The organism is Streptomyces sp. HNM0574 (assembly GCF_012726235.1).
GTDB lineage: Bacteria > Actinomycetota > Actinomycetes > Streptomycetales > Streptomycetaceae > Streptomyces.
Genome location: NZ_JAASAH010000003.1, coordinates 249,893 through 263,208, shown reverse-complemented (window position 1 = coordinate 263,208; position 13,316 = coordinate 249,893). Strand labels below are relative to the sequence as shown.

The following is a 13,316-nucleotide window of genomic DNA, read 5'->3' as shown; positions in this document are numbered from 1 at the left end:
GAGCAGCGGGCGGCCCGGCCGTCAACGGAACTCACGGAGGGGAAACCGGTGGAGCGGACACGAGGCGCGGGCGAGCGGGACCGGGAGCCGGTCGCACGGTTACTGCACGAGGTCTTCCGGGACGATCCCGTCAGCCGGTGGCTCTTCCCCGAGGAGGCGGAGCGGGAGGCCCGGCACCCGCTGGTCTTCCGGGCCTTCCTCGACACCGCCCTCGCGCACGGCACCGTCGAGCTGACCGGCGACGAGGGCGGGCCGGTCACCGGCGCGGCCCTGTGGTTCGCCGTCGCCGGGGGCGAACTCGCGGGCGGCGAACCGCTCGGCAAGCTCATCGCCGCCGCCGCGCCGGGCAACGAACGGCTCGCCGCCATGGGCGGGCTGACCGGCGAGCGGCACCCCATGGCCGAGGACCACGCCTACCTCCAGGCCATCGCCGTCACCCCCGGCCGCCGCCGGCGCGGCCTGGGCAGCGCGCTGCTCGCGCCCATGCTGGAGCGCTGCGACGCGCGCGGCCTGCCCGCGTACCTGGAGGCCAGCAGCCCCGGCAGCCGCGAGCTCTACCTCGGCCTCGGCTTCACCGGTCTCGGCCCGCCCCTCCAGCTCCCGGACGGCCCACCGATGTGGCCCATGTGGCGTCCCGCGTCGGGGAGTTGAGACGGCACGGGCCTGAGACGGCACGGGTGTCCCGACCCCGCGTCGTCCACCGCCCACGCACCGGGAGTCGAGATCCGTCGGACTCTCCCGGCCCTGTGCGCCCTCCGGAAGGCCGACGGACCGGACGCGGTGCGAGCGCATGAGCATGCAGCGGCACGGGTGACGCCCCTCCCGCCGGGCCGGGGGCGGAAGTGCCGCCCGGGACGTGCCCGGTCCGGATCAGGCCGCGATGCCGTCGAGGACCATCGAGGTGTAGTGGGCGGCGATCTCGTCCGCGCTCTTGCGGCCCTCCGGGCGGTACCAGACGGCCGCGGTCCACACCGTGTCCCGGACGAAGCGGTAGGCGAGGGGCACGTCCAGGCCCGCGCGGAAGCTGCCGTCCTCGACGCCGCGGCGGAGCGTACGCGTCCACAGCTCCTGGAAGCGGCGCTGCGACTCCCCGAGGTACTCGAAGCGGGGCAGCGCGGACAGCGTCCTGGCCTCCTTCTGGTACAGCGCGACGGCGGGCCGGTGCCGCTCCATCTGCCGGAACGACTCGGCGACCAGGCCCTCGAAGGTGGCGCGCGGCGGGCGGTCCTCCGCGTCGATCCGGTCGTAGCCCTCCCACAGCTCGGTGAGGAAGGCGCTGAGGATCTCGTCCGCCATCGCCTCCTTGGAGTGGAAGTGGTAGTAGAGGCTCCCGGCGAGCATGCCCGCGCGGTCCGCGATGGTGCGGACGGTGGTGGCGTTGTACCCCTGCTCGGCGAACACCTCGGCGGCCGTCGCGAGCAGTTCGGGACGCCGGGGCCGGGCACCGCCCGTGGCCGGGGGCGCGGTCTTCTTCGGTGGCATGCGTCCATTGTCCGACGGCCCCGGACCGGCCCGGCCCCCGCTCCCGGCCGCCCGCGCGCGGCCGCGGGCCGTCACGGGTGCTGGCTGCTGACGGAGACGGACTCGCCCGTCATGTACGAGGAGTAGTCGCTGGCGAGGAACGCGATGACGTTGGCGATCTCCCAGGGCTCCGCGTACCGCCCGAACGCCTCCCGCGAGGTCAGCTCCTCCAGCAGTTCGGGGGTGGTGACCTTCACCAGGTGCGGGTGCATCGCCAGGCTGGGCGAGACCGCGTTGACCCGCACCCCGTACGCGGCGGCCTCCACGGCGGCGCACCGGGTCAGCGCCATCACGCCCGCCTTGGCCGACGCGTAGTGCGCCTGCCCGCGCTGGGCCCGCCAGCCCACCACGGAGGCGTTGTTGACGATGACGCCGTGCCCCTGCTCGCGCATCAGTCGGAGCGCGGCCCGGGTGCAGCGGAAGGTGCCGCCGAGGGTGACGTCGAGTACGGCGTCCCACTGCGCGTCGGTCATCTCGGTGAGTTCGGCGGTGCCGCCGAGGCCCGCGTTGTTGACGAGCACGTCGATCCGCCCGTACCGGTCGGCGCACTGCCGCAGCAGCGCCCGCACCTCGTCCTCGGCGGTGACGTCGCAGCGCACCGAGGCGACGCGGTCCGCGCCGAACTCCCCGGCCAGCTCCTTCTCCGTCTCCGCCAGCCGCCGCTCGTGCGTGTCCCCGAGCACGACGCCCTCGGCGCCCTCCTCCAGGAAACGCCGCGCCGTGGCCCCGCCGATCCCGCTCCCCGCCGCGGCGGTGACCACGGCCACCCGCCCGCCCAGCAACCCGTGCCCCGCCACGTATTCGGGCGCCACCACCATCTCCGCCCACCCCTTCCGCACAGCCCACCCCCGCCCGGCGGGCACACGGTATCTACCAAACGGTTGTTAGGGAAGGGTGCGAGGGCGGGCTCAGGCGTCGGTGTCGCGCGGGTGGCGCGGAGAGGCGTAGACGAAGTGCACGGTGTGCCGGTCCTCGTCGACGAGGTACCGGACCCGTCCGCCGGAGGTCACCTCGTACTCCCACTGCGGAAGCGGGCGGCCGCCGAGCGTCCCCGAGGCCAGACGGCCGCGCAGCCGGTGCTGCCGGTCGGGGTCGTGCCGGGCGAGAGGTGCCGTCCGCAGCGCCTCGTAGCACCGGCGGGCGTTGCCCGGGGCCTCGGCGCACAACTCGCCCCAGCCCTTGGCGGCTTCGTTGGTGGCGAAGCGGAGTGTCCACTCGGCGCCGACGGGTGGGGGCGGTACGTCGTCCCCGCGCTTCGGGGTCACGGAGCGGGCACCTCGCCGTGGTCGTCGCCGGGGAGCGGGCGGGTGAGCTGCGCGGTGAGTTCCGGGTCGGCGAGGACGCGCGCGGTCGCCCGCCACTCGGTGATGACGCGGTGCAGGTTGGTGTGGACGTCGAGCTCCGCCGCGTCGTGCGTGGCGTCCACGAGCTCGACGACGAACTCGCGCACCTCCTCGGACGAGAGGTGGCGGGTCCACGGGAAGACGGCGGGGAGGGCGAGCAGTATCGCCCGGGCGCCCTCGTCGTTGCCGATCAGCGCCGCGAACAGGCGGGCCGTCACCTCGGCGGTCTCCTCGCGCTGCTGGTCGTGCCGCGCGGTGGTGAGGAACATGTCCTCGCCGTCCCGCCGTGTGACGTGGACGCGCTGGGCCCGGTCGACCGCCGCGGCGACCTGTTTCGAGTTCTTGGAGAGCTCGGAGAACGACACCGTGGGTGTGGACATATCAGGACGGTACTTCGGAACGTGTTCCGAAGTCAACGGCGGGCGCCCCTCACCCCTCCTCCCCCTCCCCCCGCAGCAGGGCCGTGAGGTGGGTGGCTGTGGTGGTGAGGTGGGTGCGGGTCCGGGTGAGGCGGGTGGGGGTGAGGCCGTGGTCGCGGGCGGTGTCGCGGATCTCGTCGCGGAAGTGGTCCAGGAGGCGTTCGAGTTCGCGGAGAGGTGCGGTGTCGCGGGCGAGCCGGGGCATGCCGTGCCGGTCGTCGCCCGGGCGGGGCTCCTCGGTGGCGAGGGCGTCCAGGGAGCGGTGGATCTCGGCCTCCAGCTCGGCCAGTTCGGCCTGCCGGGCGGCGAGTTCGCGGCGTCCGGCCGCGGTGATCGCGTAGACCTTGCGGCCGCCCTCGGTGGTGTGCCGGACGAGGTCCTCGGACTCCAGCTTGGCCAGGCGCGGGTAGACGGTTCCGGCGGAGGGCGCGTACCGGCCGCGGAAGCGCTCCTCCAGCAGCCGGATCACCTCGTAGCCGTGCCGGGGCGCCTCGTCGAGCAGCTTGAGCAGGTAGAGGCGGAGCCGTCCGTGGCCGAAGACCGGGGGCATGTCACACGTCCTTGCTGGGGGAGTGCCGGGGCGCTGGGGAAGGGCTCCGGGTGCGCGCGCCGTACCGGCGGCCGCGGGGGCCGTGCGGGGTCCGACGGGGACGGGACGACATGACGCGTGTCCGCCGACACGCTATGTCGCGTATCGGCGGAGGGGCAAGGGAGGCGGGACCGCCCCGCCGTCACCCGCCGGTCAGCCGGCAGTCACTCCTCGTCGTCCTCGTCGTCCAGGCGGGCCAGCCAGGTGGCGAGGCGTTCCACCGGGACCTCGAAGTCCGGGTTCAGGTCGACGAAGGCGCGCAGCTGCTCGGCCAGCCACTCGAAGGTGACCTCCTCCTCGCCGCGCCGCTTCTCCAGCTCCTCGATACCGCGGTCGGTGAAGTACAAGGCGCATCTCCAGTGGTGTCCTGGCCCGGGGGAGGGGCCGGTGGGTCCGTTCCGTCCCAGGGTATGCGTCCGCCGGGTGGGGCTTCGCGCGCGGCCGTGGCGGCAGTAGTCTGGATCTTCTCAAGTGGCGCGCCCCGCAGGGGTGTTCGACGGGGACGGGGGTGCTGGACGTGGCATACCGGGTGCGGGAGATCGATCTCGGGAACGGCGACGTGGTGCTGGCCAGGGTCGAGACGCTGGACGCGGAGGACCTGGCGGTCCAGCGGCGCCCCGCGGGCTACGGCCAGGGCCAGGACGTCGGCGCGCTGGACTCGGTGGCCTCCCGCGCGGGGGACGTGGGCGAGGTCGTGCGCCGCGTCGCCCGGAACGTGGTGGACGCGGCCCGCGAGGCCGGTCCCGACGAGGTCGCCGTCACCTTCGGTCTCGAACTGGCCGCGAAGTCCGGCAAGGCGGTCGCCTTCGTGGCCGAGGGCGAGGCGAAGGCCGCACTGTCCGTGACGCTCACCTGGCGTTCGGAGGAGCGCGGGCGCACGGACTCCCGGGACAGCGCGGGCGGCGCCCACGGGAGCCCGCCCACGGTGCCGGCGCCCGGAGGCCCGGCTGATGCCTGACGCGGGGGCGGACGTCGGCCGGCTGGACACGCTCGTCCAGCCCGCGACGGTCCGCCTGCACGGCGCCGACGGCACGTTCTGGGGCTCGGGTTTCCTGGTCGCGCCGGGCTGGGCGCTGACCGCGGCGCACGTGGTGCGCGCGGGTCTTGGCGCTCCGGAACGGCTGACGGAGCCGTTCGACGTGGTGCTGCCGGAGGCGTACGGGCAGACCCGCACGGTGCGGGCCCGGCTCGGGTACTGGCCGCGCGGGGTGTTCGCGTACGACGCGGTGCCCGAGGAGTGCGACATCGCCCTCGTCCGGCTGCTGGAGCCCGAGCCGGCGCACCCGTGCGTCTGGCTGTCGGACCGGCGGGAGACGCCGAAGGGCCGGTTGAAGGCGTACGGCTGGTACGAGAAGGACGGCACCCCGCACGGCTGGGACTCGGTCTTCGCCTACAGCGGCAAGGACGGGCTGTACGGGCTGCGCTTCGCCCCGGACAGCGAGGTGCCGCCGGGGGTCTCGGGCGGGCCGGTCGTCGACCTGCACAGCAACGTGGTCGTCGGGCTGGTGAAGCGGAACAGCACGTTCGGCTCCGGTGACATCAAGGAGGGCGGGCTGGCCGTCCGCACCTCGCTGCTGGGCGATCTGACGGCCGAAGCCGTCTGCCCCGAGGCGGTGCTGGGCACCGACCCGTACGTCGAGCTGATGCGGCTGCACGACCGCTGGCACGAGGCGGCGGTCCGCCCCGGCGTCCCGCCCGCCGGTTCCTACGGCTTCGGTGCCGGAGGCCCCGGCGAGGGCTGGCACCGTACGCAGGCGGCGTCCCCCGAGCACGCGGTCGCGGCCGCCGCGCCCGGCGGGGCGGCGACGGCGGCCGGGCACTGGTCGCCCACGGACCGGCTGCGGCTGCTCGGGCTGCTCAGCAGGCTGCCCGAGCCGGGCGGCCCGGTGCGGGTGAAGCAGCTGGTGAGCGAGGCGGTGTACGGCAGCCTCGGCTCGCTGCCGCCGCGTCTGCGCACCCTCCGGGACGGGCACGGCTGCCTCTACCGGGACAACTTCTCCAACACCTCGCTGCCCTTCCTGCGGTACGCGCGGCTCGCCGCGCTCGCGGCGGCGCACGCGGCTGAGGCCGGGGACACCGGGGGCCTCGGGTACGCGGACGTGGTCCGGGCCGTCCAGGCCGTCGAGGAGTGGGTGGCGTCGCGGGTCGCGGAAATGCCCGTCGACCAGGTCGCGCAGGTGCTCACTCTGGCCCTGCCGCCGCAGCTCACGGACGCGCCGCCCGCGCACACCTCCGGCACCCCGTACATTCCGGCGCAGCCCTCGCCCGGCGAGCGGGAGAAGGCGACGGACCCGCTGCTGGTCTGCTCCGGCACGCACCCGGGCGACGAGGGGCCCACCGTCGTGCTGGAGATCGAGCCCGTGCTGTGGACGGAGCGGCCCGCGTTCTTCGCCTCGCTGCGGGTGCAGGTCGGGGACGAGCCCGGCGGGTACGACGAGCACATCGAGCCGCCCGGCGGCATCCCGTACGAGGAACTGGTGCCGTCCCTGCGGCGGCCGCTGCTGCGGCTGTTCGCCACCGTGGACACCGAGCGGCGCAAGGCGCCGCTCGAAGTCGCCCTGCCGCTGGAGCACTTCGACCTCGGGGTACAGCGCTGGATGCTGCACGAATCCGCCGGCTCGCTCGACGGGAACGACCCGGCGTACCTGCCGCTCGGCGCGCAGCGCCAGATCGTCGTCCGGGCGCTGGACCGCAAGGAGGGCGCGGGCGAGGACCCGTCCCCGGAGGCGGACGTGTGGGCCGGGCGCTGGGCGGCGCTCGGGGACGTCACGGGGCTGGAGACGGTGCGCGTCCCGCCGCACGGACTCCCGCTGCGCGAGGAGCAGTTGGCCGCCGCCGCGCCCGGCACCGTACCGGCGCTGTGCCGCCCGGCCGGGGACGAGACGGGGCGCGCGGGCATGGAGCTGGCGTTGCGGCACGGGCACGGCGTCGTCCTGTGGCAGTCCTCGCCGCACGCCTCGGGGCACTGCGACACCGGCTGCGACGCGCTGCACGAGCGGCTGGCGAAGACGGTGCGCGGCATCGGCTCCGCGCGCCAACTGCCCGAACATCTGCGCGTGTTGAGGGCGCGGTTCCACCGTCGGGACTACAGCGTGCAGTGGGCCGAGAAGCTGTCGATTCTCTACGATGACGCCTCGCGGCCCCTGCCCGCGGCCGAGGGGACGGTGGACTCGCCATGAGCGGCCGCGCGGTGCGCGGTGCGGCACGCGCCGGTCCGCGCGCCGGGTGCGCGCCGCACGTGAGGCGCACCGCCGCACGACACGAACAACCTTCCGGAGATTGTCGTTTTCCGGTGCGCGGCCGGGTACGTACTCGGTTGGCTCCAGCAGCACGACACCGGCCGGCCGGGGAGACACGAACCGCAATGAGGAGCCCATCGTGACGGAGTGGCTGATCTACAAAGGGGCGGGGGAGCCGCACGACGGCATCCGGCGACTGCCGGACCCGCCACCCTGGCGCACCTTCGACGGCGGCGCCGCCGGGGACGCGCACGACCCCGGCGCCGTGCTGCCCGCGCCCCGGGTCCCCGAGCTGGACCCGGCCACCGTCCGGCGGCTCGGACCGGCGCGGGAGCGGATGCGGGCCGAGAGCGAGCACGAGCTCGAACTCATCAACGCCGCCCTGTACTTGCGGCGTCCGCTGCTGGTCACCGGCGTCCCCGGCTCGGGCAAGAGCACCCTCGCGCACTCCCTCGCGTACGAACTCGGCCTCGGCCGCGTGCTCCAGTGGCCCGTCCTCTCCCGCACGACCCTCCGCGACGGGCTGTACCAGTACGACGCCATCGGCCGGCTCCAGGACGCCCAGCTGTCCGCCCGGAACGCGCGGCCGGGCGGGGAAGCGGGGGAGACGGGCGACATCGGCCGGTACGTGCGGCTCGGGCCGCTCGGGACGGCGCTGCTGCCCGGCGAACGGCCGCGGGTGCTACTCGTCGACGAGCTCGACAAGAGCGACATCGACCTGCCGAACGACCTGCTGAACGTGCTGGAGGAAGGCGAGTTCGAGATCCCGGAGCTCAGCCGGATCGCCGACGACGACGGCCGGCAGACCGTGCGCGTCCGCACCGACGACGGCACCTCCGTCGACGTCCGCCGCGGCCGCGTCCGCTGCCGCGCCTTCCCCGTCGTCGTGATGACCAGCAACGGCGAACGCGACTTCCCGCTGCCGCTGCTGCGCCGCTGCATCCACCTCGACCTGAAGGCGCCGGACAAGAAGCGCCTCGCGGCCATGGTCACGGCCCACTTCGGGGAGCTGAACGAGGACAACGACGCGACGATCGAGCAGTTCCTCTCCAGCGCCCCCGGCGAGGTGCACGCCGCCGACCAGCTGCTCAACGCCATCTACCTCACCCAGAACAGCGTGCTCGGGCAGGACGCGGGGCCGGACGCCAGGCGCCACCTGGCCGAGATGATGATGCGGCCGCTCGGCGCCACCGGCGGCCCCGGTGGCGAGGACCGGGGCGGCGCCTCCCACAGGCCGGGGTGACCGGTGTCCGACGGACTGCCCGAACTGGTGCGCAGACTCCGCGACGTGGGCGCCGAGCCCTCCGCGCGGGAGCTCGCCGACGCCCTGTGGCTGGCCCGCTGGGCCAGCCCGGGCGAGCCGCTGGCCGAGCCCGCTCCGGAACCGGACCGCACCGGCACGGCCGCGGCGGACACCACCGGAGCGCACGGCACCGGCGCGGGCACCCCGGCGGCGAAACCCGGCCGGGACGGGACGGCGCCCCAGGACCCGGTGGACGGCGCCCCCGCGCGCCGGCGCCGCGGCCCCGGGGACGACACCGTCCCGCTGCACACCACGGGCCCGCACCCGGCCGGGGGCACCCGGACCGGCGGGCCCACGGGCCGGCCCGTGGGAGTGCCCGTACGGGTGCCCGTCGCCAACGCGCTGCCCTCGCTGCTGCCGCTGCAACGGGCGCTGCGTCCGCTCCAGCGGTACCGGCCGCCGGTGCACGCGGTGCGCGAGGACGTCGACGAGCAGGCCACGGCCGAACGGGCCGCCGAGACCGGCCTGGTGGTGCCCGTCCTCCGCCGGGGCGCGCGGCGCACGGCACGGGTGCAGCTGCTCATGGACGTCTCCTCGTCGATGGTCCCGTGGGAGGAGATGTGCGCCGAGCTGCGCCAGGCGTGCGCGGGCGCGGGCGCGTTCCGCGACGTCAAGGTGCACTTCCTGCACGAGGACGCGGAGACCGGGGAACCGGCCGTCGGGTCCGAAGTGGACGCGCGGGGACGGGCGTTGCGGCCCGCCGGCCTGCTGCGCGACCCCACCGGGCACTGGATCACGCTGCTGCTCAGCGACTGCGCGGGCCCGATGTGGCGCAGCGGCCGGATGCAGCGCCAGCTGAACCACTGGGCGCAGACGTCCCCCGTCGCCGTCATCCAGCCGCTGCCGCAGCGCATGTGGCGGCGTACGCACCTGCCCGCGCTCCCCGGCGTGCTGCGGCGCAGGCAGGGCATGGGCGGGCAGCTCGCCTTCCGTCCCGCGAGCCGGGTGCGCCCGGCGCCCCGGGAGGCCGCGCGTGACACGGGCGCCTGGGCGGTGCCCGTGCTCGCGCCCACCGAGACGGCGCTCGGCAACTGGGCCCGCCTCGTCTCGGGCGTGACGGGCGTCGCCGTGAACGCCGCCGCCGGCTGGGTACGCCCCGCGCACCCGGCCGCCCGCGCGCCCCGCGCGGGCGGCGCACGCGAGCCCGGGCGGCTCCTCGCCGCCTTCGAGGGCAGCGCCTCACCGGACGCGGTGCAGCTGGCCGTGTATCTCTCGGCCACCGAACTCGCCTTGCCCGTCATGCAGTTGGTGCAGCGCGCGATGCTCCCGCACACCGGCCCGTCGGAACTCGCCGAGGTGCTGCTCAGCGGCCTCCTGCGGCGCGAGGGCGGCACAGGGCCGGGCGAGCGCGTGGCCTACGAGTTCCACGACGGCGTACGCGAACTGCTGCTGGAACGGCTCAGCCAGGGCGACGCGGCGCTCGTCCTCAAGGAGTGCTCGACGTACGTGGAGCGGCACTTCGGACGCCGCACCCGCAACTTCCCCGCGATGGCCGCCGATTACCTCGGCGGCACCGTCACACCCCCGTCCGGCGGCCCGGCCCCCGGGCGCGAGGGCGTCGCGCGGCAGCCGTTCGCGCGCGTCTCCCAGGCGGTGCTGCGCCGCTTCATGCCGCGCTGGGGCGAGGACGACGACCCGACGCGCCACGCCCCGCGCGAGCGCGAGGCCCTGCGGGAGCGCGCCCGGCACCACTGGAACCGGTACCACGACGACGGCACCGCACGGGAACTGGAGGCCGCCATCGCGCACTTCCGGGCCCTCGGCGGCCCGGAGACGGACGAATCGCTCGCCCGCGCCCTGCTGGAGCGCTGGCGCGTCACCGGCGACCGCGAGGACCTGCTCGACGCGTACGAGGCGCTGCGCCGGGTCACCGACGCCTACCCGGAGGACCCGGGCGTCTTCGTCCGCGCCGACCTCGTCCGGGTGCTGACCGGCCTCGCGGACGAGGTGCGCACCGCGCCCGACTGGCCCGCGCTGCGGGTCCTGCCCGCCGCCACCGGCCGCGCCTGGCAGGACACCCCCGCCGACCGGCTGCACGCCGAGTACCTGCTGCTGCTCCACGCGGCCGGCGCCGCGCCCACCACGGACGGCGCCCGGGACACCGCGGGCGGCGCCGCCGGCGCGGTGGCCACCGAACGCGCGGCCCTGCACCTGCGGCTGGCGACGCTGCTGGTGGAGATGCCCGAGCCGCCCGAGCACCCCGAACTCCCCGGCTCCCTCGACCGGCACGGCCTGGCGCTGCACCACCTGGACGCCGCCGACGCGGCCGTCGCGCTGCCCGACGCCGACCAGCTGCGGCAGAGCGCCGGCGTCGCGCTCGCGCTCTCCCGTGCCGCGCCCTCCGAACACGCCGCCGTGTACGCGGAGAAGGCGCTCGCCGGGCTGGAGATCGCGCACGCCAGGCAGCGGATGGGCAGGGACGGCCGCCGTTTCGTGCACTCGGCCCGCTACTGGCTGGACCGGGCCGAGGCCAGGACCAGGGCCGCCGGCGGCCTCCGCGCCGACCGGGTGTTCGCCACCGTGCTCCACGAGGCCGACACGGCCCTGGCGTTCGCGCGCGAGGCCGACGACCCGGCCCTGTGGGCCGAGGCCGTCTGCGCGCTCGGCGGGTACGCGCTCCGGGGCTGGGCGGAGGGCGCGGCGGCGGAGGCCGACGGGCGGGACGGGGTGTCCGAGGGCGGCATCTCCTGGCGCGGCGACGACGACTCCAGCCTGCGCGAGGTCCTGCCGCTGCTGCGCGAGGCCCGCGCCGGCCTCCCCCGCGAACAGCACGGCAGGCTCCGGCACATGGAGGCCCGGCTGCAACTGGCCCTCGCCCGCGCGGCACGGGACGCGGGCCGCGCCGGCGAAGCCGTCCGGCTGCTGCGGGAATGCCGCGCCGAGGCCGGGGAAGCCGAGGAGATGGCGGAAGTGGAGCAGGCACTGGGCGAGGCCCTGCTCGTCCGGTACCGGCTGACCGGGCCTGCGGACCGGCGCTGGTCCGACGTGGAGGAGGCGGAGGCGATGTTCAGCAGTGTGACGCGGACGCGCGAGGCACGCCCGCGCACCGTCGTCGACGCCTGGGCGACGCTCGCCGGATCGTGGCTCGACGAGCACACCGAGGACTCCCGCTACCGGCGCGCCAGCCAGGCGTCCCGCTTCCTGCACAACGCGGCCCACACCGCCGAGGACGCCGGACTGCTGGCGGAGGCGGCGCAGTACCGGTGGCGGCGGGCGCGGGTGATCGAGGCGTGGCTCGGCGGCGGCCCCGCGGTCTCCGCGTACGAGCAGATAGCGCAACTGTGGGAGCGGAACGGCGAGCCCGCGCACGAGGACGTGACCGCGGCCCGCGAGCGGGCCCGCGTCCTTGGGGGCGGCGAGGCGTGACGGAGCGGCGAGGCACGACGGAGGGGAGCTCCCCGATGCGGCCCGGCACCGCCGCGGGGGACGGCGGGTCCGGGCGGAGCGAGGTGCCGCTGCCCGCACCCGGCGACCTGCTCACCGAGAGCGCCACGCACCCGCTGCTCGCCGCCTTATTGCCCGGCATCAGGGCCCGCGCGGCCGCCCCGGCCGGTTCGGTCGTCGCGTACTACGAGGACTCGCCCCGCGACGGTGTCCCGTGAGGGAGCCCGTCGCGACGGCGCGTGACGCGCGTCAACCGGGGGAGGAACGGCCGCCCGCCTACCGGCAGTTCGTGCTGAAGGTGCACGGCCGCTGCAACCTGGCCTGCACCTACTGCTACCTCTACCGGGGCCCCGACACCACCTGGCGGGACCGCCCGGCCCGGGTCGCGCCCGGCACCATGCGGCAGGCCGCGGAGCGGATCGCCGAGCACGCGGCGGCGCACCGGCTGCCCTCGGCGCGGGTCGACCTGCACGGCGGGGAGCCGCTGCTCGGCGGCCCCGGCACGGCCCTGGAGTACGTGAAGACCGTGCGCGCCGCCGTACGCCGGGCCGCGCCCGGCTGCGCGCTGCGCTTCTTCGTGCAGACCAACGGCACGCTGCTCACCGCGGCCACGCTCCGCCGCCTCGCCGCGGCCGGCGTCCGCGTCGGCATCAGCGCCGACGGCGGCACCGCCGCGCTCAACCACCGCCGCGTCGACCACGCGGGCCGCCCCTCCTGGCCCGCCGTCGACCGCGCGGCCCGGCTGCTCGCCGAGCAGGTGCCGGAGGCGTACGCGGGCATCCTGTGCACCGTCGACGTGGCCCAGGACCCGCTGGAGACCTACACCTCGCTGCTCGCGCTCCGGCCGCCCGCCCTCGACCTGCTGCTCCCGCACGCCAATTGGGACGCCCCGCCGCCCGCGCTGCCCGCGCCGGGGGAGCCGGGGCGCACGGCGCGGGCCACCCCGTACGGCGACTGGCTGGTGCGGGTCTTCGACCGGTGGTGGGACGCGGGGCGGCTGGAGACCCGGGTGCGGCTGTTCGAGGAGATCCTCGCGCTGCTGCTCGGGGCGCCCAGCGCCGTCGAGTCCCTCGGCCACTCGCCCGGCGCCGCGGTGCTCGTCGAGACGGACGGGAGCATCGAGCGCGTCGACTCGCTCCGCTCCGCCTACCACGGCGCGTCCGCGACCGGATTCGACGTCTTCCACGACGCGTTCACGACCGTACGTGAACACTTCGGCGCCGGAACCGACCCGCCGCGCACCTGCCGCCGCTGCCCCGTCTTCCGGGTGTGCGGCGGCGGCAACCCCACGCACCGGTACGCCCCCGCGACCGGCTTCCGCAACCCCTCGGTGTACTGCGCCGACCTGGAACGCCTGATCCGGCACGTCGCGGACCGGCTCGGAAGGGCGGCGGCGCCGGAGGAAGCCGGACCACCCGGACCAAGCAGACCAGACGGAAACGGTGTGAGCGGACACCCAATACCCCTGTGGTGAACCATACTTGGGCACAGACGACCGACTGTCCGACGAATGCGTTA

The 13,316-nt window shown here is 75.7% G+C and carries 13 protein-coding genes; 7 read left to right on the top strand and 6 right to left on the bottom strand.

Going from position 1 to position 13,316, the window contains the following annotated elements; translation table 11 throughout:
- Positions 1-48 precede the first annotated feature (48 nt).
- Complete coding sequence (locus HCC30_RS07915; RefSeq protein WP_169441617.1) at positions 49-651, top strand: GNAT family N-acetyltransferase; 603 nt, start codon at positions 49-51, stop codon at positions 649-651.
- Between the two features lie 219 nt (positions 652-870).
- Here the strand turns inward: HCC30_RS07915 and HCC30_RS07910 are convergent, their stop codons facing one another.
- The 6 genes from HCC30_RS07910 to HCC30_RS07885 all read right to left on the bottom strand — a co-directional run bounded on the left by HCC30_RS07910 (position 871) and on the right by HCC30_RS07885 (position 4,219).
- Positions 871-1,482 carry a TetR/AcrR family transcriptional regulator gene (locus HCC30_RS07910; RefSeq protein ID WP_169441616.1) on the bottom strand — a complete coding sequence of 204 codons (612 nt, stop codon included), beginning with the start codon at positions 1,480-1,482 and terminating at the stop codon, positions 871-873.
- Between the two features lie 71 nt (positions 1,483-1,553).
- On the bottom strand, positions 1,554-2,339 hold the full coding sequence (locus tag HCC30_RS07905; protein WP_169441615.1) for an SDR family oxidoreductase: 786 nt from the start codon (positions 2,337-2,339) through the stop codon (positions 1,554-1,556).
- A 90-nt stretch (positions 2,340-2,429) separates the two neighbouring features.
- Entirely contained in the window at positions 2,430-2,786 is a 357-nt protein-coding gene (locus tag HCC30_RS07900) for a hypothetical protein (RefSeq protein WP_169441614.1), read from the bottom strand.
- On the bottom strand, positions 2,783-3,244 hold the full coding sequence (locus HCC30_RS07895; protein WP_169441613.1) for a prevent-host-death family protein: 462 nt from the start codon (positions 3,242-3,244) through the stop codon (positions 2,783-2,785). The genes HCC30_RS07900 and HCC30_RS07895 overlap by 4 nt, the downstream gene beginning before the upstream one ends.
- A 49-nt stretch (positions 3,245-3,293) precedes the next feature.
- On the bottom strand, positions 3,294-3,833 hold the full coding sequence (locus tag HCC30_RS07890; RefSeq protein ID WP_169441612.1) for a PadR family transcriptional regulator: 540 nt from the start codon (positions 3,831-3,833) through the stop codon (positions 3,294-3,296).
- A gap of 203 nt (positions 3,834-4,036) precedes the next feature.
- A complete protein-coding gene (locus HCC30_RS07885) occupies positions 4,037-4,219 on the bottom strand; it encodes a DUF6104 family protein (protein ID WP_030790590.1) in 183 nt (60 codons plus the stop codon).
- A gap of 161 nt (positions 4,220-4,380) precedes the next feature.
- Here HCC30_RS07885 and HCC30_RS07880 point away from each other — a divergent pair, with 161 nt between their 5' ends.
- The 6 genes from HCC30_RS07880 (at position 4,381) to HCC30_RS07860 (ending at position 13,272) form a co-directional block, all read left to right on the top strand.
- Positions 4,381-4,830, top strand: a complete 450-nt coding sequence (locus HCC30_RS07880) for a CU044_2847 family protein (RefSeq protein ID WP_169441611.1) — start codon at positions 4,381-4,383, stop codon at positions 4,828-4,830.
- Positions 4,823-7,051: a trypsin-like peptidase domain-containing protein gene (locus tag HCC30_RS07875; RefSeq protein ID WP_169441610.1), complete on the top strand. Its 2,229-nt coding sequence runs from the start codon at positions 4,823-4,825 to the stop codon at positions 7,049-7,051. The genes HCC30_RS07880 and HCC30_RS07875 overlap by 8 nt, the downstream gene beginning before the upstream one ends.
- A 199-nt stretch (positions 7,052-7,250) precedes the next feature.
- Positions 7,251-8,354, top strand: coding sequence for a MoxR family ATPase (locus tag HCC30_RS07870; protein ID WP_169441609.1), 1,104 nt, complete (start codon positions 7,251-7,253; stop codon positions 8,352-8,354).
- A gap of 3 nt (positions 8,355-8,357) precedes the next feature.
- Positions 8,358-11,780, top strand: coding sequence for an SAV_2336 N-terminal domain-related protein (locus tag HCC30_RS07865; RefSeq protein WP_169441608.1), 3,423 nt, complete (start codon positions 8,358-8,360; stop codon positions 11,778-11,780).
- 35 nt (positions 11,781-11,815) lie between these two features.
- A complete protein-coding gene (locus HCC30_RS28485) occupies positions 11,816-12,016 on the top strand; it encodes a hypothetical protein (RefSeq protein ID WP_240979398.1) in 201 nt (66 codons plus the stop codon).
- A 71-nt stretch (positions 12,017-12,087) separates the two neighbouring features.
- Positions 12,088-13,272: a radical SAM protein gene (locus HCC30_RS07860; protein WP_346776555.1), complete on the top strand. Its 1,185-nt coding sequence runs from the start codon at positions 12,088-12,090 to the stop codon at positions 13,270-13,272.
- Positions 13,273-13,316 lie beyond the last annotated feature (44 nt).